Source organism: Occallatibacter sp. FHG110214_02, from assembly GCF_059115385.1.
Genome location: NZ_JBZYWK010000030.1, coordinates 14515 through 40640 on the forward strand (window position 1 = coordinate 14515; position 26126 = coordinate 40640).

The 26126-nt window shown below is 57.9% G+C and carries 18 protein-coding genes; 8 read left to right on the plus strand and 10 right to left on the minus strand.

What is annotated here, in order from left to right; genetic code table 11:
- The first annotated feature begins 77 nt into the window (after positions 1–77).
- The 4 genes from AC5S3R_RS18725 (at position 78) to AC5S3R_RS18740 (ending at position 4186) form a co-directional block, all read left to right on the plus strand.
- Complete coding sequence (locus tag AC5S3R_RS18725) at positions 78–848, plus strand: RraA family protein (protein WP_494268697.1); 771 nt, start codon at positions 78–80, stop codon at positions 846–848.
- A gap of 20 nt (positions 849–868) precedes the next feature.
- The gene (locus tag AC5S3R_RS18730; protein ID WP_494268698.1) at positions 869–2149 is read left to right on the plus strand and encodes a selenocysteine synthase; all 1281 of its coding nucleotides are present in this window, start codon (positions 869–871) and stop codon (positions 2147–2149) included.
- Between the two features lie 40 nt (positions 2150–2189).
- Entirely contained in the window at positions 2190–2672 is a 483-nt protein-coding gene (locus AC5S3R_RS18735; protein WP_494268699.1) for a RidA family protein, read from the plus strand.
- Positions 2673–2824: 152 nt separating this feature from the next.
- Positions 2825–4186: an amidohydrolase/deacetylase family metallohydrolase gene (locus tag AC5S3R_RS18740; protein WP_494268700.1), complete on the plus strand. Its 1362-nt coding sequence runs from the start codon at positions 2825–2827 to the stop codon at positions 4184–4186.
- A 39-nt stretch (positions 4187–4225) separates the two neighbouring features.
- On the opposite strand, the gene AC5S3R_RS18745 is transcribed toward AC5S3R_RS18740, so the two are convergent.
- Positions 4226–4711 (minus strand): Lrp/AsnC family transcriptional regulator, encoded by a 486-nt coding sequence (locus AC5S3R_RS18745; RefSeq protein WP_494268701.1) that lies wholly within the window; start codon positions 4709–4711, stop codon positions 4226–4228.
- Between the two features lie 163 nt (positions 4712–4874).
- On the opposite strand from AC5S3R_RS18745, the gene AC5S3R_RS18750 reads away from it, so the two are divergent.
- Together AC5S3R_RS18750 and AC5S3R_RS18755 are read left to right on the plus strand one after the other, a co-directional pair.
- Positions 4875–5957: a PLP-dependent cysteine synthase family protein gene (locus AC5S3R_RS18750; RefSeq protein ID WP_494268702.1), complete on the plus strand. Its 1083-nt coding sequence runs from the start codon at positions 4875–4877 to the stop codon at positions 5955–5957.
- A 307-nt stretch (positions 5958–6264) separates the two neighbouring features.
- Positions 6265–9966: a carboxypeptidase-like regulatory domain-containing protein gene (locus AC5S3R_RS18755; RefSeq protein WP_494268703.1), complete on the plus strand. Its 3702-nt coding sequence runs from the start codon at positions 6265–6267 to the stop codon at positions 9964–9966.
- Positions 9967–10207: 241 nt separating this feature from the next.
- On the opposite strand, the gene accD is transcribed toward AC5S3R_RS18755, so the two are convergent.
- Together accD and AC5S3R_RS18765 are read right to left on the minus strand one after the other, a co-directional pair.
- A complete protein-coding gene (gene accD / locus AC5S3R_RS18760) occupies positions 10208–11074 on the minus strand; it encodes an acetyl-CoA carboxylase, carboxyltransferase subunit beta (protein ID WP_494268704.1) in 867 nt (288 codons plus the stop codon).
- 190 nt (positions 11075–11264) lie between these two features.
- Positions 11265–11762, minus strand: coding sequence for a 23S rRNA (pseudouridine(1915)-N(3))-methyltransferase RlmH (locus AC5S3R_RS18765; protein ID WP_494268706.1), 498 nt, complete (start codon positions 11760–11762; stop codon positions 11265–11267).
- Between the two features lie 405 nt (positions 11763–12167).
- Between AC5S3R_RS18765 and AC5S3R_RS18770 the strand changes: the two genes are divergently transcribed.
- Positions 12168–15917 carry a TonB-dependent receptor gene (locus AC5S3R_RS18770; RefSeq protein WP_494268707.1) on the plus strand — a complete coding sequence of 1250 codons (3750 nt, stop codon included), beginning with the start codon at positions 12168–12170 and terminating at the stop codon, positions 15915–15917.
- A 103-nt stretch (positions 15918–16020) separates the two neighbouring features.
- On the opposite strand, the gene rsfS is transcribed toward AC5S3R_RS18770, so the two are convergent.
- The 3 genes from rsfS to AC5S3R_RS18785 form a co-directional block, all read right to left on the minus strand.
- Complete coding sequence (rsfS, locus tag AC5S3R_RS18775) at positions 16021–16575, minus strand: ribosome silencing factor (RefSeq protein WP_494268708.1); 555 nt, start codon at positions 16573–16575, stop codon at positions 16021–16023.
- A gap of 75 nt (positions 16576–16650) precedes the next feature.
- Positions 16651–17367 (minus strand): nicotinate (nicotinamide) nucleotide adenylyltransferase, encoded by a 717-nt coding sequence (nadD, locus tag AC5S3R_RS18780; RefSeq protein WP_494268709.1) that lies wholly within the window; start codon positions 17365–17367, stop codon positions 16651–16653.
- 16 nt (positions 17368–17383) lie between these two features.
- Complete coding sequence (locus AC5S3R_RS18785) at positions 17384–17566, minus strand: hypothetical protein (protein WP_494268710.1); 183 nt, start codon at positions 17564–17566, stop codon at positions 17384–17386.
- A gap of 68 nt (positions 17567–17634) precedes the next feature.
- On the opposite strand from AC5S3R_RS18785, the gene AC5S3R_RS18790 reads away from it, so the two are divergent.
- On the plus strand, positions 17635–18891 hold the full coding sequence (locus AC5S3R_RS18790; RefSeq protein WP_494268711.1) for an alpha/beta hydrolase family protein: 1257 nt from the start codon (positions 17635–17637) through the stop codon (positions 18889–18891).
- Here the strand turns inward: AC5S3R_RS18790 and AC5S3R_RS18795 are convergent.
- From AC5S3R_RS18795 to AC5S3R_RS18810, 4 genes are read right to left on the minus strand one after another with little or no spacing between them, the layout of a single operon-like run.
- Complete coding sequence (locus AC5S3R_RS18795) at positions 18888–19757, minus strand: M23 family metallopeptidase (RefSeq protein WP_494268712.1); 870 nt, start codon at positions 19755–19757, stop codon at positions 18888–18890. The genes AC5S3R_RS18790 and AC5S3R_RS18795 overlap by 4 nt on opposite strands.
- Positions 19758–19778: 21 nt before the next feature.
- Positions 19779–22496, minus strand: a complete 2718-nt coding sequence (locus AC5S3R_RS18800) for an ABC transporter permease (RefSeq protein WP_494268713.1) — start codon at positions 22494–22496, stop codon at positions 19779–19781.
- A gap of 10 nt (positions 22497–22506) precedes the next feature.
- Complete coding sequence (locus tag AC5S3R_RS18805; protein ID WP_494268714.1) at positions 22507–25311, minus strand: ABC transporter permease; 2805 nt, start codon at positions 25309–25311, stop codon at positions 22507–22509.
- Between the two features lie 9 nt (positions 25312–25320).
- On the minus strand, positions 25321–25671 hold the full coding sequence (locus tag AC5S3R_RS18810; RefSeq protein ID WP_494268715.1) for a PadR family transcriptional regulator: 351 nt from the start codon (positions 25669–25671) through the stop codon (positions 25321–25323).
- Between the last annotated feature and the right edge of the window lie 455 nt (positions 25672–26126).

The following is a 26126-nucleotide window of genomic DNA, read 5'->3' on the forward strand; positions in this document are numbered from 1 at the left end:
ATCTGCCGGCCGTAAGAATGTTTCTGTTGCCTCACACTCTTTTGCGATACATTGCATCCAGTATGCAAAACCATCAGATGAACTCTACAAAGCGTTTTCGTCGCATCGTTCTCGTCGCGTTGATTACTGCCGCACCACTCCTCATAGTGGCGCGGCTTTTGCTCGCGCAAGAGCCAAAGTCAGCCGCGGACTACACTGCCAATCCCGCCGCCATGCTCGAAGCCTATCGCCACGTCGAGGCAGCCTCCGTCTCTGACGCTATCGAGCAGCTCCTGCATGAGAAGCACTACATGTCGCACAAGATGCAGGCCATCTTCCCCACAAAATTCGCGGGATATGCGCTCACCGTCAAGCTCGCCAAGCAGGAGAACCACGACTCCGACGCACTCGGCGGCATGCTGCAAGCCATCGACTCCGGCGGAGCAGGCTCCGTCTACGTCATGCAGGTAGAAGACGGTGCGGACATCGCCGGAATGGGCGGCCTGATGGGCACTGCCATGGCCGCACGCGATTACGCAGGCGCAGTCATTGACGGCGGCGTGCGCGATATTCCGCAGCTAAAGCGCATCAACTTCCCCGTCTACTCCACCGGCCCGGTACCGTCTACATCGGTCAGCCATTACAAATTCGCCGGAGCCAACATCCCCATCGATTGCGACGGCGTCCGCGTCAACGCAAATGACATCATCGTTGCCGATCAGGATGGAGTAGTCGTTGTCCCACGCGAACACGCGGCAGAAGTGCTGGTGCGCGCACAGCAGCTTGATAACAGCGAGCACTCCATGTACCCATTCATTGAGAAGTACCGCTCGATAGTGGAAGCAGTAAAACGCTTCGGCAGAATCTAGTTCAAAAAGGAAAACACAAGATGACAGGCAAAGGTTTCAACCTACTTTCGCGCCGCCGTTTTTTAAGCTGGTCGCAGGCCGCAGTTGCAACCCTCGGCGCCGCGCCCGTATTCGCAAGACCACTCATCGCGTCAGCGCATGAAACCACGCCTCCATCCAGTGAAGACGACTACTACGCCAAGCTCGGCGTAGAAAAAATCATCAACGCCGCCGGAACATACACCTACCTAACTGCCGCCGTCATGCCGCCCAAGGTGCAGCGCGCCGTTGCGCAAGCCGCACTGCACCCCGTTGTGCTTAAGGAGTTGCACCGCGCATCCGGCGAATACCTCGCCAAGCGTCTTCGCTGTGAAGGAGCATTGGTAACCTCCGGTGCATCCGCAGCGCTCACACTCGCAACCGCCGCCTGCATCGCCTCGGCCAACGGCTTCAAGTCAGAGCAGATTCCGCAGGAAGTCGCCGAAGCTAAGAACGAAGTCATCGTGCAGAAGTCGCACCGCTACGAGTACGATCACGCCATGCTGCTCTGCGGCGTGCGCATCGTGGAAGTCGTAACAGTAGACGACTACCGCCGCGCCTTCACGCCAAAGACAGTAATGACCAACTTCTTCAATGCAGCCGAAAGTGGCGAAATCGACCGCGAAACTTGGCTCAAGATCGCGCACGAGCACAACGTCCCCTGCCATATCGATGCCGCAGCCGACATGCCTCCCATAGAAAATCTATGGAAGTACACCGGCATGGGCTTTGACCTCGTCTGCTTCTCCGGCGGCAAAGGCATTCGCGGCCCGCAAAACGCAGGCCTGCTGTTAGGAAAGAAAAAGCTTATCGACCTCGCAGCCGACAACGACAGCCCCAACTCTGACGCAGTAGGCCGCGGCATGAAAGTAGCCAAGGAACAAATCGTCGGCATGGTTGCCGCAGTAGATTGGCTGCTCGAACAAAATGACGCCGCCGACCTAGCCGAATACACGCGCCGCGCCAACATCATCGTGGACAAGGTCAAACACATCCCCACCATGAAGACCGAAATCTTTATCCCCGAAATTGCAAACCACGTCCCGCACCTCGTCCTGGCCTACGACCCTGCTGTTGTCGGAATCACGCCCAAGCAGGTGCAGGAAAAGCTGCACAACATGCGTCCGCAGATTGAGCTCAACCCCGCAACAGGCACCAGCGGAAGGCTCGGCACGCATTCCAATGAAAACACCATTGTCGTGGGAACATGGATGCTGCAGCCCGGCGAAGCGGAAGTCGTAGCGCAAAGCCTTCGCACAGTTCTTGAACACCCGCACGCCTGAACGAACCAATCAAGATTCATACACGACCAAGGAGCTGATTATGTCGAACCAGTCCACCAGAAGAAACCTCATCAAGAATGCCGCCACCGTTGCAGCAGCCGTAACTGGCGGCGCGGTTCTCGCGCAGCCTGCCCATGCCGCAAAAAAAGAAGTGCTCGAAAAGAAGTCCTATCCCACCGGACCTGTTGACCCCAATGCCGCGCCCCCGCTCTTCTCAAGTGTCGTCTCCTACGGCAACCTCGTCTTCCTCGCCGGCGTAGGCGCGCACTTTGAAGGCACCATTGAAGAACATACCAAGCACGTCCTCGACGAGCTGGAAAAAAATCTCGCCCTCGCCGGCTCTTCCATGGAGAAGGTGCTCAAGGTCAACGTCTATCTCAACGACATCAAGGACTGGCCGCGCATGAACACCGTCTACGCAGGCCGCTGGGGCAAAGTCCCGCCCGTACGCACCACCGTTGCCCCCGCCGGAGGAATCCCCGGCAACTCCCTCGTCGAAATTGACCTGATCGCATACATCTAAATCGCGAAAGGCGCTTCCACGCCATAAGGAAGCGCCCTTCCCCATAGTCGGCTATCGCGAAGTTGCGCAACAGGCAGCACGAGCCTGATGAAAGAGCACATCTCAAAGAGCCAGTTTTTGCAAGCCCATCTTCATCACAGGCGAGAGGTCCTATGATTTCCTTTTTTTCTGGAAAGCCTTTTGGTTCCACCGCAACCGCTGCAATGGCGTTGTTGCTTCTCTTCAGCAGCCGTTCCATCACCGCGCAAACACCGCCGTTGCCCGCATATGATTTGATTCTGCAAGGCGGCCACGTACTCGACGACAAAAACCACCTCGACGCCATCCGTGATGTTGCTATCAAGGACGGCAAAATCGCCAAAGTCGCCGAGCACATTCCCACGTCAGACGCGCTCAAAACCATCGACGTAAAAGGCCTCTACGTCACCCCCGGCCTAATCGATATCCATGTGCACGTTTACGCAGGCACCGGCGAGCGCAACTCCTACGCTGGCGATAACAGTGTGCCGCCCGACGGCTTCACCTTCCGCGTTGGTGTAACCACGGTAGTCGATGCAGGCTGTGCAGGCTGGCGCAACTTTGAGGACTTCAAGCAGCGCATCATCGACCGTTCCAAAACAAGAGTCCTCGCCCTGCTCAACATCGTAGGCGCAGGCATGCGCGGCCCCAACTACGAAAACAACACCGCCGACATGGATGGCGAAGCAACCGCGGCCATGGCGCTCAAGTACCCGCAAACCGTCGTCGGCATTAAGACCGCGCACTTCGGCGGCCCCGAGTGGACGCCCGTCGAACAAGCCGTCATCGCGGGCACCAAGGCAAACATCCCCGTCATGGTGGACTTCGGCGAAGACCACCCGGCAACGCGGCCCATCTATGACCTGCTGACACAGAAGCTGCGCCCCGGCGACATCTACACGCACATGTACTCCGGCCTGCGCCACGAGCAGGACCCCGTCACCCTCGGCCCCAGCAAAGCCTTCCTTGAAGGCCGCAAGCGTGGCATCTACTTCGACGTAGGCCAGGGCGGCGGCAGCTTCAAGTGGTCCCTCGCCGTGCCCATGATTAAGGACGGCTTTATCCCCGACTCCATCTCGACGGATCTGCACATCACCAGCATGAACAGCGCCATGAAAGACCAGCTCAACGTGGCCGACAAGATACTCGCCCTCGGTGTTCCGCTGAAAGAAGTAGTAGCGGAGATGACCTCGCACCCCGCGCATGAAATCAAGCGCGAAGAGCTGGGCAATCTTTCCGAAGGCGCAATTGCTGACGTAGCCGTTCTCCGCCTCGAACACGGCAAATTCGGCTTCACCGACATGGTCAACGCCCGCTTCGACGGCACGCAGAAGCTGCTCTGCGAGCTAACCATCAAGGACGGAAAAATCGTCTACGACCTCAACGGCATGGAAGCCGATTTGTGGACCGCCAAGCCCGGCCCCTACGCGGCAGAAGCCCATCGCTGGACAACCTTTGCGCCCAGGCCGCCACACACCGCGCCCGCTCAGAAATGAGCGGGTGTTTTTCCGCCCTTTCTCCGTAGTAGCCAAGCCTCATCCGTGGCGCTTCTTTTTCCCATACTGAGAAGCTGGCTGAATGCTGTTCCACGGCACGGGCGAAGCCAGGATCATCGCCGTATTCGTCGCTACATACGGCATCATGTCGTCAATCACCGCCTCCAGATGCGCCACATCCCGCACCGCCACCTGCGCAATGTAGGAGACATCGCCTGTCACGCGATGGCACTCCACCACCTCCGGCATCTTCTTTACCAGCGCCGCAAACTTCGTCAGGTTGTCGCCTGAGACCGTTACCTTCACAAACGCCTTTACCCCCAGACCCACCTTCGCCGGGTCCACCATTGCGCGGTAACCAAGAATCACGCCCTCTTCTTCCAACCGCCGCACGCGCTCAATCACCGCCGGAGTCGAAAGCCCCACGCGCCGTCCCAACTCCGCAAAAGCAATCCGCGCATTCTCCTGCAGCTCATTCAGAATCTTCAAATCAATCTTGTCCAGCAACCCCGAAACATCGCTCATTCCACACCTTCCTGCATCTTTTCCACTTTTCCTAATGTCATTAGGAAAAGTAGGAAAACTGGCAAATATTCTAAGGTAAAATCTCGAATCTTCCATAAAATCCGCATTCCGTATCGCTTTTCTTCCCGCTAGCCTTAAATCAGCACCACGAAACGAGGCAGCAATGGCAACCAAGGCGCAGCAAATCCCGCAAACCCTCCTCTCCATGCAGGAGCTAATTGGAAACACGCCCCTGCTCGCCATCACCTGCCGTTTCCGCAACCAGACGCGCACCCTCTATGCCAAGGCTGAACACCTCAACCTTACCGGCTCCATCAAAGACCGCATGGCGCTCCACATCCTGCGCCACGCCTACGCAGAGGGACTGCTCCGCCCCGGCGACACCATCATGGAAGCCACCAGCGGTAACACCGGCATCGCCTTCGCCGCCCTCGGCCGCGCCCTTGGTCATTCGGTTGTCACTTATATGCCCGACTGGATGAGCCGCGAGCGCATCCGCCTGATGGAAAGCTACGGTGCCCGCATCGAGCTAGTCAGCCGGGAACAAGGCGGCTTCCTCGGCAGCATTCGCCTCACAGAAGACCATGCCCGCCGCCAGCCGCAAAGCTTCCTGCCGCAACAATTCGCCAACGCCGCCAACTGGCAGGCCCATGCCCTCACCACCGGCCCGGAACTCGTCCAGCAGCTAGCTTCACTCGGCCTCATCCCAGACGCTTTCGTCGCCGGCGTCGGCACCGGAGGCACCGCCATGGGCCTCCTGCACTGCCTCCGCAGCCGCGGCCTTACCACCCGCGTCCACCCCGTCGAGCCAGCCGAGTCCCCCACGCTCACCACCGGCCACAAAGTCGGCAGCCACCGCATCCAGGGCATCTCCGACGAGTTCATCCCCTCCATCGTTGCCCTCGACCAGCTCGACCCCGTTCTACCCATCTCCGACGGCGACTCCATTCTCATGGCACAAAAGCTCGCAGCCCAACTCGGCTTGGCCGTAGGCATCTCCTCCGGCTGCAACTTCCTGGCAGCCCTTATGGCGCAAAACCAGCTAGGCTCCTCCGCTACCGCCGCCACCGTCTTCCCCGACGACAACAAAAAGTACCTCAGTACCGACCTGGTCCGCCCCGAGCCAGTCCGCGACACCTACCTCTCCCCCGAAATCGAGCTCCTCGACTACCGCGTCGTCCAGCGCCCCACCCCCACGACCCCGCACTGGCCCTCCGCCGATTCCCACACCAGCTCCTGCCTCTAAATAAGGAGAAGGCTGCACACTCAAGGCATAAAATTCTCAAATCCGCAAAATATTCAATTTTTAGAATTGCACTACTGGAAACGGGATCAATTATCACGACCTTTAACGTAACTTATTGAATAAATTAATGTTTAATTTTGGTAACAAAATTGCAACAAACCCTCCGTCGATTGAGCGGAATTGAGAATCTGAATCACAGCCAGAGCCCGTCTACGAGCCTGGGTTGAAAAATCAGAGTTGAAAATTTCCCCTGTCCCTGATTGCACCACCAAATGATGTTCAAAGGTTTTAGAGGAGACTTGCAGTAATGCGTAAAATTGCTCATCTGCTGATTGTTTTGGTTGGAGTGACACTAGGCGCCGCAAATCTTAGCGCTCAGGACACATCTTCAATTACGGGCGTGGTCACGGACGCCTCTGGCGCCGTGGTTCCCGGTGCAAAGGTGGAGTTGAAAAACCCCGCCACGGGCCGCGTGTACTCCGCAGTCACAAATTCCGTGGGTTCGTACCTGATTACCAACGTGGCCCCCGGCCCCGGATACACGGAAACCGTTACGCGTGATGGCTTTGAGACGGGCATCGTTAATGGCATGTATCTCAACGTCTCCAATACGCGTACGCAGAACATCACCCTCAAGACGGGTTCGGTGCAGGAGTCGGTTGCCGTTTCGGCCAGCAATCAGGACGTCACGCTGAACACCACGGACGCCACCATCGGCAACAACTTCCAGGTGCAGTACCTGAATGACCTTCCCGTCCAGGTCCGCGATTCTCCGTCAGCCCTCTTTACCATGCAGCCCGGCGTCACCCTCGATGGCGCAGTGACCGGCGCCCGTACAGACCAGAACAACGTCACCGTGGACGGCCTCGAAGTCAACGACAACGCAACCGGCTCCTTCGGCGCCATCGTGGGCGCTGCTCCGGTTGACTCCGTGCAGGAGTTCCGCGGCACCACGGCTGGCCAGACTGCCAGCGCAGGTCAGGGCGGCGGTGGTCAGTATGAGCTGGTTACCCGCAGCGGTACCAACAGCTTTCACGGCGGCGTGGTTGAGTACCACCGTGACGCGGCTCTGACGGCGAACGACTGGTTCAACAACAACGTTGGTACCCCGCGTTCTCCTCTTATCCGTAACCAGTACGGCGCCTTCATCGGCGGCCCTATCAAGCGCAACCGCCTTACCTTCTTCTTCGACTGGAACGCCCGTCGCGACACCATCAGCAGCCTCGTCGAGCGCATCGTTCCCATGGGCACGGATACCTCCGGCTTCCGCGGTGGTGAAGTAGCGTACAAAAACAGCACTGGCGGCACCACCACGCTGACACCCACCCAGGTTGCCAACCTCGACCCCGCTCACATCGGTTGGAATCAGGCGGAAATTCAGCTCTTCCAGAAGCGCTACCCCATTGCGAACGACCTCACGGGAGGCTACGGTGACCACATCAACACCGCCGGTTACCGCTTCAACGCGCCGCAGCCATACATAGAGAACACCTACGTCGAGCGCGTGGACTGGAACATGACATCCAAGATGAAGCTTTTTGGCGTCGGTACAGTACAGCACCGTGATTCGATTCAGAGCTCCATCCAGTTCCCTGGCGACCCTGTTACGGCTCCCTCCGTAGACCGCAGCTACCGCTGGACCGTGGGCCACAACTGGCAGATCAGCGACAACATGATTAACCAGGCCCAGTTCGGCATCATCCATGAGGATTACTCCTTCGATATCGTCTATAACCCGCAGGGCGACTATCAGTACAGCTTCGCTGGCTTGGATGGACCGTATAAGGCTGGCAGCAACTCGCAGCACCGCACCTACCCCATTGACGTCGTCCGTGATGACTTTACGTGGGTCAAGGGACGCCACAGCTTCAACTTCGGCGGCACCTTCAAATGGGATACACCGGATGAATTCGCAGCAGAAAACTACTACTCGCCGTCCATTGGCGTAACCGGCAACACCTACCTGACGAGCCTTGCAGTCGCCGCCGGTCAGCCGTCCCTGCGTCCGGCTGATATCCAGAACAACAGTACGGTTCGTACCTACTGGGACCGCGCTTTCTCCACCGCGCTCGGCGTCAACCCCGTGGTTACCGCCAACTTCAACTACGACAACACCGGCAAAGAGCTGCCGATGGGCTCTGGTCTCGACCTCAAGTACCGCTATTACGAGACGGAAATCTACTTCAACGACATTTGGAAGATGAGCCCGGATCTAACCCTGACCTACGGCGTGCGCTATCAGAACTACACCGTGCCTTATGAAACGCGCGGACGCCAGGCCATCACCAACCTCAACGATAACGGCAAGACCGAAGACTTTAGCTGGGATACCTTCTGGGGTGACCGTCTCGCGCAGAGCAAGGCCGGCATTACCACGCCTACTTCGCTGCCCTACTTCCAGTTCATCTACGGTGGCAAGGCCAACAACCAGGACAGCTACTACCACCCCAACAACAAGAACTTCGCTCCGCACGTGGCCTTGTCCTGGAACCCCAGCTTCGACAAGAAGTCGGTCTTCCACATCGGTGGCGGCGTCCTGTACGACCACTCGGAAATCAACGCCCTGCAGTTCCAGCAGTTGCAGACCTCCTACCTCTTTGAGGCAGCCAACACGCTTCTCAACGGAACTTCCGGAGATGCCAATGCCACGGTTAAGAACGCCCCGCGTTTTGCCGGGCTGAACTCTCCTCCGCCGGTGCCGGCCACTCCGAAGATCACCACGCCGAACGTGCCCTTCGTCGATGCCGACGGTGTGCCTTACGGACTCCAGACCAGCCAGTTCAACCTCATGATGGACACCAAGCTGAAGACGCCATACAACATCATCTTCAACTTCGGCTTCCAGCACGAGTTCCCGCAGGGCTTCATCTTCAAGATGGACTACGACGGCCGCCTGGGCCGCAGGCTCCTCGCCACGGCGGACTCCAGCCAGTTGCTCGACTTCCCGGACAGCACCGGACGTTCCAACCAGTCCATGGGCCAGGCCTTTGCTGGTTTGACCACGCAGCTTCGCAACAGCGGCGACGACTATAACAATGTTCAGCCGGAACCCTGGTTTGAAAACATGATGGGTTCGGGTGCAACTTCGTTTGTTGCCTCTGCCCTCGACCCGTTGCCCTACTATGGCGACTTTGCAGACGTAATCGAGTACCTCTCGAACTACCTGCCGTCGAACGTCGGTATGGCTTCGCAGTTCGCCAGCAACTCGGTGTGGACCAACAAGGGTTCGTCCAACTATCACGGTCTGCTCGTTACCCTGCATAAGAACGCAGGTCACGGACTGCAGTTCGACCTGAACTACACCTGGTCGCACTCCATTGACAACGTGTCGATCATTGCCAACTCCATCGCCTCCAGCAACGGCAACGGCTTCATCTGCGATGTCCAGCGCCCGCGCGAGTGCCGTGGAAACTCCACCTTTGACGTAACCAACTACCTCAACGGCAACTTTATCTATGAGCTGCCCTTCGGCCGTGGCCGCGAAATCGGTTCGTCCGTTCCTTACTGGCTCAATGAAGTGGTTGGCGGCTGGTCCCTCAGCGGCCTTCCCAGCTGGCACAGCGGCAAGGCCTACAACGCCAATGGCAGCGCGTTTGTGACGAGCTATGCAAACGATGCCCCGGCGATTCTCACCGGCAATCCTTCGCTGCTCAGGGCGAAGGTCAACGGCGGCAATGGTGCGCGCGTCAACATCTACAAGGATCAGACAGCAGCGATTGCAGCCTTCACTGGTCCTGTGGGCTTTGACATGGGTGGCCGCAACAACCTGCGTGGCCCCGGATACTTTAACCTCGACCTCGGCCTCGGCAAGACCTTCCCGGTCTGGTCGGACAGGGTCAACCTGAAGTTCCGCGCGGACGCCTTCAACTCTACCAACCATCCGAGCTTCTCTCTGCCTTCGCAGTCGAACAGCGACATTACGGAATCGAACGGCGTGCCGTTCGGTACTATCACCGGGACGGATAGCTCGCCTCGTGTTCTGCAGTTGTCGCTCCGCTTGGAGTTCTAAATCACAATCGCTTGTGAAACCAGAACGGGCGCTCCGAATGGAGCGCCCGTTCTACATGTGTTTCGACAGAAATACCCCTTCCTGCGGGATACCTCAACCGCGAATTTCCCAATAAAGTAAGGGCCGCCTGAGAAATCAGGCGGCCCTTAGCCCATAAGAAGAGTAAGCAAGAAATGCGTTCGCCGTAGCAGTAGTTTTGCCTTTATTTAGTCCCTAGTCCCTAGTCCCTAGTCCCTAGTCCCTAAACCGGCACTTGCATAAAATCCAACGCCCGCGCCAGATAGCCCTTCAGCTCCTTGCGAGAAACCACCGCATCCAGAAATCCCTTCTCAAGCAGGAACTCCGAGCGCTGAAACCCTTCCGGCAGCTTCTGGCGAATCGTCTGCTCAATCACACGCGGCCCGGCAAAGCCAATCAGCGCGCCCGGCTCAGCAATATTCAAATCGCCCAGCATGGCATAGCTCGCCGTAACCCCGCCAAAGGTAGGGTCGGTCAGCAGGCATATATAAGGAACACGAGCATCATCCAGCGCCGCCAGCCCGGAGGAAATCTTCGCCATCTGCATCAGCGAAGCAATACCTTCCTGCATGCGCGCCCCACCCGACGCCGCAACAATAATCAGTGGCTTCTGCTCGGCCAGTGAGCGGTCAATCGCGCGGGCAATCGTCTCGCCCACCACCACGCCCATCGAGCCGCCGGCAAACGAGTACTCCATCACGCTCAGCACAACTTCATGCGACCCCAGCTTGCCGACCGCATTCACTATCGCGTCGTCCAGCCCGGTCGCCTTCTGAGCCTGCGCCAGCCGCAGCTTGTAGGGCTTAATGTCAGTAAACTTCAGCGGATCGGTCGAGCGTAGCCCACGATCCACAAGCTGATAGCCCGGTTCCAGCAGTGACTCCACGCGAGCCAGCGCACCCATCTTAAAGTGGTGCCCGCACTTCGGGCACACATTCAGATTCGCCTCAAGGTCGGCCTTCCAAATTGCCTGCCGGCAACCCAGGCACTTCACCCAAAGGCCATCTGTTTTTACACGCCGCTCCGCATCTTCGCCATCCAGAGCAGGAGCAGGTTCAAAATCAGCGTTCTCGCGCTTAAACCAGGACATACTTCGGACATTATACGGGCTGCAAGCAGAGGAACAGGGAACAAGGGGTGGGATGCAGTTCCACAAACATCGGGTCCCCCGGCCCTTTGCCTTTGAGGCCCGGGATATATACAGTCTTTTACAGCTTTTGTCTTTTATAGCTTCCGCTGTGTATCTAAAACTCTGTACCCCATACCCTGTACCCTGCCTTTTAATGTCCCGTATGGTAAGGGTGTCCCGAAAGAATCGTAAACGCGCGATAAAGCTGTTCCGCCAGCACGGCCCGCGCCAGCGAGTGCGCCATGGTCATCGGCCCCATCGACAGCAAAAGATTCGCCTTTGCCCGCGTCTCCTCGTCCCACCCGCTCGCCGGCCCAATGGCAAAAATAATCTGCCTCACTCCTTCATCCCGCCGCCCTCCCAGCCACTCCGCAAACTTCTCCGAACTCATCGCCTTCCCGCGGCTGTCGAGCAGAACAATCTCCGGTTTCCGCCCCTTCACTCCGGCAACCGAGGCAAACAGATCCTCAATCGACCGGAATGCCGTCGTTTCCGCCCGCGCAAACTCGCCAATCCGCTTCAGCCAATCCTGCGTCAGCACCTCAAACGGGTCCTTCGCCGTCAGCCGGTTTCCAATATGTGCCAGCGTCCACTGCATGCAGTGCAGAATACAGTACGACTCAGTAAAAATCCGGTCCGGACTTGCCATGAAAGCAGGCCCGCGCTTGCAAATTGTGGATATTTGTGCACCAACCTACATTTTTCCGTATAAATCCAAGAAAATAAAGAAATTTTTATATGCGGTAAATCTTTTGTTTTCAAATAAGAGAAAGAAATTTGCTAGCAGAGGGTAATTTGGCATCTCTCATGCAATAGCAATGCAGTCGAGTTGTCCACAGTTCTCCTCGGGGGCGTGGCTACACGTACGGAGAAACACGGCAACATCAGACGAAAGATCAAAAAAAGAACGACGGAGCGGAAGCGCTGTTAAGGCGCTGATTTGTAGTACTTACGCTCCACCTTCCCGGGTGGAGCGTTCAGGATGACCCAAGGAACCAAGGCTAAATCCATAAAGGGGTTAGCCCTTTGTTCCCACAGATTTGGAGGAATATTCATGCGAGCTTTCCGGTTTCGCAGCGCTGTGTCCATTCTCGGAGTGGCACTCTCGCTGACGGTAGCATCGCCGCTGATGCAGCGGTCGGCGTACAGCCAGGCAATTTCACAGAACGGCGGATCGATTCAGGGCGTTATCACCGATCCGGGCGGTGCCGTCATTCCGGGCGCGAAAATTACCATTAGCAGTCCGGACACCGGTTATTCGCGTGTGCTTACCTCGGACTCGGCTGGCCTGTACAGCTTGGGACCGCTGATTCCGGGCAACTACACCGTCACAGTAGCGGCGCAGGGCTTTGCGCACACTGTCGTTAAGACGGTAGTCGCGACGGGCACGGTGACCTCGGGCAACGTGAAGCTAACGGTCAGCAGCACGGGCGAGACTGTGGAAGTGAGCGCGGGCGATGTGCAGGTGAACACCGAGCAGATCGGCGTGGCCGGCATCGTTACGCAGGATCAGATCAACACACTGCCCATTAACGGCCGTAACATTCTCGACATCGCGCAGATTCAGCCCGGTGTCATCCTCCAGTCCGGCCAGAGCTTTGACCCCACGAAGACCGGCTATTCGGCTATCGGCGTTAACGGCCAGAACGGCCGTACCACCCGTATCCTGCTTGACGGTCAGGACATCTCGGACGAAACCGTTGGCACGGTCGTCTATAACGTTCCCGAAGGCGCCATCGGTGAGTTCCAGTTGAATCGCTCCACGCAGGACGTTTCGGGCTCAGTCACTTCCACCGGTCAGGTGCTGATGGTGACCAAGACGGGCACTAACCGTATTCACGGCAACGCTTTCGGCATCTTCCAGGATGCACGTGCGGGCTTTGCCGGTGCGAATGGTGAGGCAGGCGATGCGGCTCCCTTCCAGCGCGATCAGTTCGGCGGCTATATCGGCGGACCGGTTCTGAAGGACCGTCTCTTCTTCTTCGGCGGCGCAGAGCGTCTCAAGCAGGTGAACTCCAGCCCGGTCACCCAAAGCAATTCCAACTTTACTGCCATTTACACCCATTGGAATCAGGTTCCTGACCCCTTCAAAGACACCTTCTCGACGGGCCGCCTGGACTGGAACGGTCCTTGGGGCGTGCACTACTTTGTTCGCGCAACATACAGCAATAACGCCGGTTACGGCTCGGGTCAGGCGCCTTATGGCATCTATCAGAATCAGGACAACGTGCCGGCAATCGTAGGTGGCGCCGATATCACGGCTGGCCGCTTCACGCATTCGTTCCGCTACGGCTACCTCAAGTTCATCAATAACATGAACAACGGTACGGAGCAGCTCGGAGATGCGGTCTATAACCCGGCTACACAGCTAGGTGTTCCGTTTGAGCTTTACGGTTCGCTCGACGCAGGCGGCAACTACCTGTCTCCGCAGAAGACCTACCAGTCCAGCAAGAATTTCCGTTATGACGGCACCTGGACCAAGGGCGCGCACAGCATCAAGTTCGGTGGTGAAATTTCTCGCATCCAGGAAGGCGGGTTTGCAGCCTTCTACGACACGATGCTCTCCTACTTCCTCACTACCCTTCCAGAACGCCAGCTGAGCACCTGTGCCACTGCGAATCCAATTGGCGGCATCGCTGCCGACGGTTCGTGCCCTGGAGACCCGCTCTACGGCTGGAAGAACTATGAATTCGTGCTCGGCAACGGCAACGGCTCCTTCTCCGAGAAGCCCGGCTTCGGCCTTCCCGGCGGCGCCTTCCAGAGCTGGCGCATGGCAGCCTATGTTGGCGACACGTGGAAGGTGAAGCCTTACCTGACACTTGTTGCGGGCATTCGTTGGAGCGTGGATACCGATCGTGCCAACCAAGACCTGCCTACTGTAACTTGCGGCCAAGTGGATGCCGACCTGCAGTTTGACGGCTGCGACAGCGCTCACGGGAGCACGCCTCTGTTTGACTTCTTCGGACCCGGCATGGGTCTGGGCAAGCGGACAAACCAGCCTTATGCGAACTTCGGTCCGCAGCTTGGCCTGGCTTTCAGCCCCGGCGCGCACAAGTACGTACTGCGCGGTGGCATCGGTATCTACTACGAAAGCAACCTCTTCAACAACCAGTCGAATGCTCGCGCCCAGAATTCCCCAGCGGAATTCCCCGGTTTCGCCGATGGTTCCATCCACTACAACAACACCAGTCTTAGCCTTCCGGGTTATGCGATCGGCATCAAGGGCCTTACCAATGCCGGTGATGTTTGCACACCCGCTGCCGGTGACTCAAGCTGCAATGACTGGCCGACTATCTTCAGCTGGTCGGTGGCAGATGCAACAGTTCTGATGTCCAAGCTGGATGCCAAATACAAGGCGGCTTCGGCGGTTCCTCAGCCGAACACCTCCTTCATCGGCTTTGCGAACGGTGACGCACTGCAGGCCAGCAGCGCCTATGCCGGTCCATACAAAACCCCGTACTCCATCCAGATAAATGGTGGCGTGCAGTACCAGATCAAGCCTGGCCTGATCCTCAATGTTGACTACATCCACAACGCCACGTTGAAGGTGCCTTTGAGCATCGACACCAACCGCGTGGGCGCGGCCCGCTACCTGAACGTGACAGCGGCTAGGAACGCCATTAATCGCGCGCTGGATGATTGTGGTGCGACTTCGATTGAAGGCGCGATTGCCAATGGCTGCACCATTGACGATTTCGCCGCCGAAGGCTTGGACTCTGCTGGCCAATACACGCAAGGCTATCCGTCTTCGGCCTACTACGGTCCGGGCACGGCTGACAGCGACGGCGCAGCCTTTGCCGGTGCCAACAACAACGTGGGCAAGGGCCTCTTCATCCTGCCGGCCGGCAAATCGGCCTACGATGCCCTGCAGGTCGTGGTGCAGCAGCAGAAGCAGCATCCGTTGCCTGGCATTCTCCAGAGCAACATGCAGATTTCTTACAACCTCTCGCAGGTCATCACTAACTCAAGCGGCGGCAGCAACCAGTTCTTCAGTGGCTCCGGCGCGTTCAACAACGACTACGTTAACAAGTACATTGGCCGCAATGGTCAGGACCACACGCAGATGCTGAGCCTTGCCACCAGCTTCACGGTCAAGTATGGGCCGCAGATCGCTCTGGTGGGCCACTTCTTCTCGGCTGCACCTTCCAACCTGACGGCACCCTCTATCGGCTTTGCGGCAGGCAATGGGGTGCAAACCAGTGCCGGTGCGATCTTCAAGTCAGACTTCGACGGTGACGGAACGACGGGTGACCTGCTCCCTGGCACGCTTCCCGGTGCCTACATGCACGAGGTGAAGGGCAAGAAGCTCGGTCAGTTGATCGACAACTACAACAGCAGCGTCGCGGGCCAGCTTACGCCGGCCGGTCAGGCGCTCGTGAGCGCTGGCCTGATGACCCAAAGCCAGCTTTACAATCTGGGCGCTGTCGGCCAGAAACTTCTGCCTGCGCAGGCCCCCACGCCGATCCAGAACCCGGCAACCCGTACGCTGGACGCCCGATTCAGCTACCCGATCAACTTCCTGAAGCGCTTCCGCGAAGGGCTTGTTATTACTCCGGAAGTCAGTTTCTATAACGTGACCAATATGGCCAACTACAACCAAAGCCTATTCAGTGGATTGGCGGACACGTCTGTCGATCCCAGCACGGCAGCGGGCCAGAAGACACTACAGTCCAATAACTATCTGAACGGTTTGAACGATCAAAATCACCTGAACATGAATCGCACTTTGCGCGGCTCGGGCCAGGGAACCTTCGATCAGGGCGGACCTCGCACCGCGGAGTTCAGCCTCAAGATCGATTTCTAATCAACCAGCAAAAACCAGAAGGGCGTCCGCTAAGCGGACGCCCTTCTGGTTTGCACAAATCAGCGTTCAGTACAGTTTTCAGCCGACTAACCGAAAGCCAGGCTTACTTCTTCTTCGCTGCCTTCTTTACAGTAGCTTTCTTTGCCGCCTTCTTAGCCGGAGCCTTCTTAACAGCCGTTACTTTCTTCGCAACAGCCTTCTTCGCAGCTTTCTTAGCCGGAGCTGCCTTCTTTGCTGCGGGTTTCGCCTTAGCCCGCGCAGCTTTCGTAGCAGCCTTCAGCTCCGCCTCAAACTCTTCTGGAGACACCGGCCGCGCCGACTTCCGCAGCCGCTCAATGTCATAAAAGGCGCGCCGCTCCGCCAGGAACACGTGCACCACAAAGTCCACGTAATCCAGCAGAATCCACTGCCCATGCCGCCGCCCTTCCACTGAGCGCGCATAAACGCCAAACTCGCGCTTCAGCTTCAGTTCAATCTCATCGGCAATCGCCAGCGTCTGCCTGTCGTTGGAAGCGGAGGTAACGAGCATAAAATCCGCCAGCCCGCTATCCACCGGGTCAAGCTCCAGGATGCGTGTATCTGTGCCTTTTTTGTCTTCGCAGGCCGCGGCTGCTGCCTGAACAAGAATGCGGGTTTCCGATGTGGGGGTGATTGCCATGCGTGCGTTGTTTCCTCTCCGCGTTACATCGTAGCACTTTCGCAGCCCCGCAAAGACCGCTATTCACCAGCAAAGCTACTGGTAAAGCCCATGCCGCCGAATATACTCCGCCACTGCATCCGGAATCAGCCGGGAATTCTCCGCCGCCACGTGGTTATGCAGGTGCTCGCGAATCTCTGATGCGCTTATCGGCACATCCAGTCCCGGCAGCAGGTAAATCTCCGCCGTTTCCCCAAACGGATTCTTCAACGAATAGACCTGCATCTCCGCCGAACCATCATCTCGCTTTTCAGTCGGAGCAATGCTGAGCGAAGGCGGCAGATACAGCGCAAGGTTGCCGATAAACTGCCCCGGCCTCGACGCAATCACCAGCGTAGCCGCAAAGGGAATCTGCGCCGCTCCATGCCAGTGACGCAGCGAAGCAAACGAATCCGCGCCAAGAATCAGAAACAGCCGCGCTCCCGGCTGCTCGCCCCGCAACTTCTGCAGCGTATCAAGCGTATAGTTCGGCGCGCCATCCTCCTGCGGAGCATCCAGCAGCGACACATCCATCCCCGCTTCGTCCGCAATCGCCAGCCGCGTCATCTCCACGCGATCTGTAAATGAGGCCTTAGCCCCGCCCGGCTTCAACGGCTGCGCGCCCACCGGCGCAAACAGCACGCAGTCCAGATGCAGCGCCTCGCGTACCGCCCGCGCCACGGCCAAATGGCCAAAATGTGGTGGGTCAAAGCTGCCGCCAAAAAAGCCAATACGCAGCGTGCCGGTTTGCTCAGGGCCTGGGGAGGAGCTCATGCCACCATCGTAAAGGCTAGGGCCTCATTACTTCACGCGACACGCCAGCCGTCCTTCCATCACTATCCCTGTGCACGCGTTTAACGGAGGCAAACGAAGCAGAACCATACTTCGCATCTCCGCCCTGCAGGCTCGCACCTGCAGACAAAGGCTCATCCGGCATAACCTCGCCGCATGGGCCTTTTGTTGCGTCGTTCACGCCGCAATAAATTCCGTCCGCGCTGATAAACTTAAAGATAGATGTTTAGCAATTGGTATGCGCGTTGGATGTATCGGTGGGAAACGCAGCTGACCACACGCGATGAGAACCGCGTCGTGCGTCCGCTCGAATGGGGCTTCGACTGGATTGCCCCCTTTCTCGAATCCCACGGCTTTGGCCGCGAAGAGCTTCGCCTCGCGGAAAGCGGAAACCCCGCAGACTCAGAAGCAGCCCTCACACAAATCAACCAAATCCTTATCCGCCACAGCGACGAGTTCTTCGGTTACGAGCGCCCCACCGACTTCCGCCTCGAAGAGCGCTTCCCGCAGCTCTTCCCCACAAACGTGCGCCCTGAAACCCTCGCACAGGATGCCGAGTTAAAGCGCCAGGCCGAAAACGGTGAAATTCCTCGCGCACAATTCCTTCGCTTCACCTCGCCCGAGCGCACGCCCTATCCGGAAAACGACCTCGTCAACGCTCGCTGGTTCCCCGCGCCACCGCACAAAGACCCCACGCGCCCCAAGCAGGCCATCGTAATCCTGCCGCAGTGGAATGCCGACGCCTTCAGCCACAACGCGCTGGCCACCATCTTCAACAAGATGGGTATCTCTGCGCTACGCCTCTCCAAGCCCTACCACGACATCCGCCGCCCCACCGAGCTGGAGCGCAGCGACTACGCCGTAAGCTCCAACGTTGGCCGTACGCTCTCCGCCTGCCGTCAGGCTGTCGTAGACATTCGCTGCTGCATCGACTGGCTCGAATCGCAGGGCTACCAGCACTTCGGCGTCCTCGGCACCAGCCTCGGCTCCTGCTACGCCTTCCTTGCCAGCGCGCATGACGCACGCATCCGCGTCAACGCCTTCAACCACGCCTCCACCTCGTTCGGAGACGTAGTCTGGGCGGGTCAAAGCACACGTCACATCCGCGCAGGTCTCGAACAGGCAGGCCTCACACAGCAGCGCCTCCGCAACCTCTGGGCTGCCGTCAGCCCCGTGCATTACTACGGCAAGTTCATGAGTGAAGAGTCGCGTGGCCGCGACAAAAAGGTGTTGCTCGTCTACGCCAATTACGACCTGACCTTCCCACGTGAGTACTCGCTTCAGGTAGTCGATTCCTTCCGCCAATACGGCGTAAACTTCGAGCCCCGCGTGCTCCCCTGCGGCCACTACACCACCGGCGAAACACCCTACAAGTACATCGACGGCTGGTACATGGGCTCCTTCGTCTACCGCGCCTTCAGGCAGTTAAGGGAAGAGAAGCTGGCTGTACAAGCAACAGAGCTGTTAGCTCCAGAAGAAGAAAAAGAAGAAGCGCTGACCCGCTAAGGCACCGCGCTCAAATCCAGGTGCAGCAGTTTAATCGGATCAAGCATCGCTCCCTGCCACCGCACCGCCCAATGCAGATGCGGCCCTGTCACACGCCCCGTAGCGCCGCTCAGTCCCAGCACATCGCCCGCCTTCACATGCTGGCCCTCTTTCACCTCAATGCGGCTGAAGTGCATCGACTCCGTGTAAAGCCCCATCCCGTGATCAATAATCACGCAGTTGCCCTCGTAATAAAGCTTCCGCGCCAGCACCACCACGCCGCTATTGGAAGCACGAACCACCGTTCCCATCGCCGCGCGAAAATCCGCACCCTTGTGAATGCTCGCCAGCTTGCCGTTAAACATCCGCCGCGTGCCAAAGCTATCCGTAGCCTGCGCCTTCACCGGAGCAACAAAGTCCCCCACCCACAGCGGACGCTCCGCACTCTCCGCAAACGCCTTGGCCTTCGCCGCATTCGCTTCTTGAATCTCCTTCAACTCCTCGGGCCCCGGCGAAACAAACTTCGGCGCTACCGTCAGCGAGCCCGTCCGGTAGTGCGCCGCCTCAATCGCCACCGTTCGCGATAAATCAACAGGCCCGTTCACCGTCTGAGCAGTAATCCGAAGAGTAGAAGGGCCCACGGCCCCCTCCACATCCACGCCACCCAGCACAAACCACTCACCGTCCTTCTCAAAAAACGGGAAAGATTTTCCCAGCCACTCGCCGCTCACAGCCTGCGTTCCCGCAGGCGCATGCACGCGAATCAACTCCGGCGCGCCGGCCTGCACCACCGCAGGCGTCAGCGTAACGGAGTTCGTTTGCGCACCCGCAAAGGCCGCCGTGAAAGCAAGAAAGATTGCAAGAAAACGAAGCGTGGGGACTCGCATCGCCTCCAGAATACACGTAGCCTACTCCGCCCGCAGCGCCGCAATCGGCTCAATCTTTGCCGCACGAATCGCCGGAATCAACGAAGCCGCACTCGCAATCAACACCAGCGCCGCAACCGACCCAATCAACACAAACGGATCGCGCACCGAGGTGTTGTAAAGAAACGAAGCCAGCACTCGGAAAGCCACAAGCGCAATCCCCAGCCCCAGCACCGACCCGCACACAGCCACCCACGCATTCTCGCGAAACACCATCGCGACAACCTGCACGCGCTGCGCCCCCAGCGCCATACGAATCCCAATTTCACTCGTCCTTCGCGCCGTCGCATACGCCAGCGTGCCATACAAACCAATCGCCGTAACCAGCAGCGCACTCACCGCAAAGAACACAGCCAGCATCGCCATCATCCGCTCCGCGCCAATAGAAGCATCAAGATCGTTGCTCATAGTGGTCATCACCGGCGCGGGAACATCGGGCGCCATGCGCGCAACCAGGGACCGGGCGGCAGAAGCTAGAGGTGCGGCTGGCCCTGTCATGCGAATCACAGCCGTATAGGAGGGTTTGTGATCTCCATTCTGCGTAACTGGGTAATATGCCTCTGCACGTGCGCCCTCTTGAATAGACGCATAGCGCGTATCGCTAACAACCGCGACTACTTCATAGGCCCTGTTCTTGTCGCCAAGCACAGTTTGCCCAAGTGCATTGCCATTCGGAAAAAGATACTTTGCCGCAGTCTGGCTCAGTATTATTTTGCGTCCAGAGGCAAGAGTGTCGTTCCATCGAAAGTCGCGGCCATTGAGCATAGGGATACGCATGGCCTGAAAATAATCAGGAGAAACACTGTTGACATATATCTCGCGATCGCCGCCACTGGTCGAAGTGCGAAGATCTTCGCTCCATACATTGCCGCTCATGGGAGTAACGAAAGCGAAGCTTACATTCTCCACTCCCGGCTGATGCTGAAGCGCGTCACCAAATTGCTGATACCAGCGCACCAGCGCATCGTCGTCAAGAGATTGCTTCGACATTTCAAGACTGAGGTGGACAACACCCTTCGGTTCAAAGCCGAGCCCGGTGGAGTAGAGCCGCGTCAGGCTTGTAGCCAGCAGCCCCGCGCCAATCACAAGAATCAGCGCAAGCGCAACTTCCAGTCCCATCAATGCGCGCGGCAAAAGCCGTTGACGTTCGCGCACGGTTGTTGCTTGAGAGCCGGATTTGATCTGCTCATTCAGATTCTTGGATGTTGCACGTACTGCGGGAATCAATCCAATCAGCGCAGTGGATACGACCGCCGTCAGTGCAACAAAGAAAAGCACGCGCACATCAAGCGAAGTGTCCACCATGAATGTAAAACCGGGTATGTGCGGAAGAAGCATCGAGATCAAAACGCCGCTGACAAACGGTGCCGCAATCAAGCCTGCCGCTGTTCCCAGTAGCGCAAGCAGCAGGCTCTCGATCATGAGTTGTTGAATCAGCCGCCTGCGCGTTGCGCCCATCGCGAGCCTCGTTGCCAGTTCGCGCTCTCGTGCTGCCGCGCGAGCCATCAGCAGGCTGGCCAGGTTCAGGCAGGAAAGCAGTAACATAGCGCAGCACAGGCAAAAGACCGCCATCAGCGGCTTTACAAACATAGCGCGAAGAAACGAGAAGCCGTTCGTGCCCACTTCCGCGGCAAGTTGAAAATGATGTTTGCGCGCATCCGCAGTCCAGTCGGAGGCGTTATGTCCCGTAGACACTTCATCCAGAATGGAATTGGAAGCAGCGGCTATCGCGGCATTCGTCTGTTCCAGGGAAACGCCTGTCCTGCGGCGGGCAAGAGTGCTGAACCACGAGGAATGCAGGCCATTGCCAATCGCGTTATAAGGTGCGTCAACAACTGGTTCCGCCCACATCGGCACATAGATTGCCGGTCGCGCAATCTGGGTGCCGCCAATAAATGTTCGCGGCATCACGCCCACCACTGTAAACGGCGTATTGGCAATCGTAAGCTTGCGGCCAACCACATCCGGCGCACCGCTGAACCACGTCCGCCAGAAATCCTCGCCAATGACAGCAGCATAACCACCCGGCCCACCACCTTGCTGGTCATCCGCTGGCGTCAGCGTCCTGCCCATCAGCGGTTGTGTTTCCATCATGCTGAAAAACTGTCCGCTAACAATCGTGCCGGGAATACTGACACTGCCGGTTGTTCCGCGAACGAGAAAAGAGCGGAACTCCGTGAACCCGGCGACTTCCTGAAATACATCGTGCCGCTTCTCCAGTGCACGCAGCATCGGCGTACCGAAGGTATAGTCCGCTCCACGCGCACCCTGGTCATCGCGATCCACCCGCAGCACAACCAGCTCATCCGCATGCGGCACCGGCAGCGGCCTCAGCAGCAGCGCATTGATAAGCGAAAACACCGCAGTATTCGCACCCAGCCCCAGCGCAAGCGTAAGAATCGCCGTCACCGTAAACCCCGGCGACTTCCACAACTGCCGCATAGCAAACCGCACATCGCGAACAATCTGCTCCAGCCACGGCACCCCACGCTGCACGCGATATGCTTCCCGCGTCTGGGTCACTCCGCCAAACGCGCGTAGCGCCGCCGTACGAGCCTCATCGGCATTCATCCCGCGCTGCAAATTCTCCGCAGTCGCCAACTCAACATGCGCCCGCAGCTCCTCATCCAACTCCGCATCAAGCTGCTTCCGCCGAAACAACGAAGAAACCCGGCTCATCAAAACGCTTACCCAATCCATAGCAAGTCTCCTATTCCGTTCTCAACGCGCGCATCGGATCAACAGATGCAGCCCGCCGCGCCGGAAGGAATCCGGCAATCAGCGCACTGATACAAAGCAGCAGCACTGTGCCTATCAGCACGGCTGGGTCATACGGCTTCGTCTTGTAAAGTTGGCTGGCAATCAGGTTGCCGCCAATCAAAGCAAAAGGAACGCCGACAACAATCCCGACTGCCACCTGCATGAGCGAGCTTCTGATCACCATCGAGATCACACGGCTGCGATCCGCTCCCAGTGCCATGCGGATGCCGATTTCGTCCGTTCGCTCTGCCACGCTGTAGGCGGTGACACCGTAAAGTCCAACGGAGGCGAGGGCTAACGCAAGCAGGCTGAATAGTCCAGTGAGCCGCGCAATCAAGCGCTGTTGCGAGAAGGTAAGCGCCACCTGATCTTTTACGGAGAGGAAGCGGAAGACCATCAGATCCGGGTCAATGCTTGCGATTGCGCGCCGTACCTCAGCCTCAAGGTTGGTCGCCGATCCTGACGCATTTCCGGCTACATGCAATTCGATTTCGCCTATATACAGAGAAGCCATCTCTGTGCGCTCGTAGCTCGGTGATGCGAAGTGAATCGATTGGTTGAGAGGCAGAAAGAACATTGGATTCTGTGTATTGGTCACACTGTCGTATTGAGCATTCCGCACCACGCCGACAATCTCGTAATCCGCCGCGTGTCCCGCAATGCCACCCATGCCAAAATGCTGCCCAATTGGATCTCTGCTCGGAAAAAACTTGTGTGCAAACGCTTCATCGACGACAACGACAGGCGGAGAGGTAGCCGTGTCCTGCTCTCGCATCAGGCGGCCTTGCATCAGCGGCGTGCCCAACACGCGGAAATAATCAGCGTTCGTCCGCAGCCAGCTTGCTGTCTTGCCTTGTGTTGCATCGGCGGTAGGGTCTTGAAAGTTGAGGCCAGAGTTCCAGCAGCAACCTTCCTGCGGGCCATAGGAGGCCAGCCCCACTTGAAGTACACCAGGAACCCGCCCGAGGCGTTCCTTCAGTTCCCGGTACAGAGTCTCTAGTCGAGCCGGTTCATATCCAGCCGTCTGCGGATAGACGTGAACGCTCACGCGGTGGTCCGTTTCAAATCCCAGCGGCTGGCTTTCCAGGGTGCTCAGGCTGCGCGTTAACAAGCCGCCCAGCGTAAGCAGCACAAGAGACAGCGCGGCCTGCACAACAATCAGGGACTTCTGCGAAAGCGAAACCCGTCCCCGTGTTGCTCGATGAGTTCCGCGCAGTGCATCAGCGGGGTCAGATCGAGAGGTCATCCATGCGGGAATGATTCCAAAGACAATGCCGGTGACCAGGGAGACAGCCAAAGCAAATGCAACCACCGGCAACGAAGGTGTGTCAGGGATAGGGAGGTTCTTGATATCGCCGAAAGCAAGCAGAAGAATGGCGCGGGTTCCAAGATATGCAAGCAGAAGTCCGGCAACTCCGCCGAGCAGGGCAAGCAGGATGCTTTCGCTGAGTACAGCACGCAGAATGCGCCTGCGCGGCGCACCAAGCGCCACGCAGATGAGTGTCTGTCGGCGCCGCGACGCTTCACGAACCAGCAGCAGATTAGCCAGGTTGGCGCAGGCAATCAGCAGCACGAGTGCAGAGATTGCAGTCAGAAGGTAGAGCCCTTTGCTGTAGTAATCCCTCAACCCGGCAATGCCGCCGCCACCGGGGCTGAGACGAACACGCTGCCTGGGAATATCCCGTTTGTCGCTTGCGGAAAGATTGGCTTCGCCCCGCAGCCATTGCTGAATTTCAAGCGTCAACTGCGACTGAACCGCAGCAGGATCGAAGTTATTTCCTGCGCGCCCCATCATGTATAGCCAATGTGTATCCGGCAGATGCAGGTACGAGTCGTGTGGCCGAATGACCCGCTCCTGGTTAATTGGAATCCAGAGATCAGGCGGATCATTCGTGAGCCTGTCTCCAAAAAAATCCGGCGGTGCAATGCCCACCACAGTGAATGGAGACCCATTCACAACCACGGTGCCGAGATTAGAGGCATCGCTCCCGAAGTGCTCCCGCCATGCGTGATAACTCATCACAACTGCCGGAGGAGCGCCGGGTGTATCGTCCGCCGCGGAGAATAACCTGCCTGCATAGGCCTGCAGCCCGAACATGGAAAAGTAATTTCCCGAGACGAACTCGCTGGTCAGCGCATAGCCAGGCTCAACGTGACTGGACATGGCGTTCTCTGGCGCTCCAGCGTTGCTTCGCCGCACGCTCAGTGCAGGATTCACCGTCGAAAACGCCGCCACTTCTTCAAACGCCGGCGTATGGTCGCGGAGATACGAATAGAGCGCATACGAATAAATGCTCCAGTCATCCATCGTGCCGTTCCACGTGCAGCATTTATTGTTATCGCCCACACGATAAATCCGTTCTGGCTCGGTAACCGGCAGCGACTTGAGCATAACGGCATGCACCAGCGTGAAGATGGCCGTGTTGGCTCCAACGCCTAGCGCGACCGTCAGGATTGCAGTGACAGCAAACCCCGGCGACTTGAGTAGCTGACGAAGAGCAAGGTGCAGATCGCGCAGGAAAATTTCGAGGAATGGGAGGCCGCGCTGCATGCGATAACTTTCGCGGGCTTGTGTTACTCCTCCAAAATCGCGCAGCGCAGCCGTGTGTGCCTCATCCGCGGTCATCCCTCGTCGCATATTCTCTGCAACAGCAAGCTCAACATGCGCCTGCAGCTCCTCATCCAGTTCCGCATCCAACCGCCCGCGCCAAAACAACGAAGAAACCCGGCTCATCAAAACGCGTAGCCACTCCATTGCAGCCTCCTAATTAGAAGAGTTGCCAGCAACGTCGAGAAACCGTGCCATCGTTGCCGCCACGCGTTCCCAGTTTTCCGTCTCGCGAACCAACTGCTTGCGTCCCGTCCTGCTCAGCGAATAAAACTTCGCGCGCCGGTTCGTCTCGCTCACGCCCCACTCGGACGTAATCCACCCGCGCTGTTCCAGTCGCAGCAGCGCCGGATAAATCGTTCCCTGGTTCAAGCTCAGCGTGTCGCCGCTCACCTGCTCAATGCGCCGCGCAATGCCGTAGCCATGCAGTGTACCCATCGACTCCAGCGTCTTCAGCACCATCAGGTCCAGCGTCCCCTGCAAAACATCCGATTTGTTCTCGCCCATCGTCACTCCTGTAGAACTTCTACATATTGACGGCAGTATATGTAGATTGTCAACAGAAAGACGAGAGGGAGCGGAGAGAGTAAGAACAAAGCTGGGATGCCCATACGGCCAGTTCTCTCATTTCAAGTTCTTCCGTCGTCCCTGTGGAAAACCCTTGTCAAGCCCTGGGAACCAAAATATTTTCTAACTCGTTGATTCCATTAAGCAAAAATCCTGGCCCGGTTTGCGCTCCATTATGGTGCTTTATGCCAAACTAAAAATAAGCAGAAATGGCACAGAAAAACGGCCCGATTCCCTGGGAATCGGGCCGTTCTGTTTTTTTCTGCTAACTCGCTGACTTGCTAAGCGCGAAGCGCGGCGGACTCGCTAATTCCAAAGAAAAGAGAACTCAATGCCATCAACGGCAGGCATACCCCACTTCTCCCTTGTCCCTCTTCCCCTGTCCCGGCCTTCTC